An 821-nucleotide genomic window follows, 5' to 3' on the forward strand; every position below is an offset into this window, starting at 1 on the left:
TGCATAATCATATTTCTCTTGCCCGTATAAAATGGATAACATAAAAATAACCGACCCAATATACAACACTAAAAAGGCAACAAATCGTTTCGCACTGTTATATAAATAAAAAGACTGTGCTACTAATGTGCCTCCGTACACAATCAATAGAATAATACCAAAATCACTAACAAGCATCGCAACGCCAAATATAATGACGAGCTGAACGATTAAATAAAACGTACTAAACCGCTTAAATAACCAACTGCCCATCCAGTGAAGTACGCTAAATAAAACTGAGCCTAAAATAAACAACACAATATTACTAGTTGGTGCATCATTTACTGAAATTAAAATGGTTAAAATAAGTGTGATAAGTACATGAGCTATCGTAAACGGCATTTTTAAAACCGATGTATTATAATTAAGCACTTCAAAATGATCTTGTACTTTCACCTGCTCACCCTTTCTAAATCTTCCGCATTCGAATAAATACAACATACTCTATCCCTATTCGTTCATCAACTGACGTTTGGGCATTTAATAAAAGCCGTTATTAAAATAAAGAAGCAGATGAAGATCCGGTCTTTCACCTACTTTCCTATCATACATATCTCTAAATATCTATCTTTCAAAAATATTAGAGATTACTACTTTATCATGCTCCAATACCCCATCATATAATACTTATACGAGGGGGTAATTGTTTCTAGATTGCCTTCTAAAATATCACAGCTACGGTCATCATAAACATGTGGCCTCGTCATAAAAATACGATTTACTGACGCTACCCTCATATATTGAAGCACTGGAATAAATGTTTAAACTATATTCTCTATGCT

1 protein-coding gene is annotated in these 821 nt (G+C 33.3%); it reads right to left on the reverse strand.

Annotated elements, in window-relative coordinates; genetic code table 11:
- Nucleotides 1-435: hypothetical protein (locus QI30_RS18965; RefSeq protein WP_148113894.1), on the reverse strand; the 435-nt coding region annotated here is incomplete at its 3' end.
- Nucleotides 436-821 lie beyond the last annotated feature (386 nt).

Source organism: Candidatus Kurthia intestinigallinarum, assembly GCF_003991225.1.
GTDB classification, from domain to species: Bacteria; Bacillota; Bacilli; order Bacillales_A; family Planococcaceae; genus Kurthia; species Kurthia populi.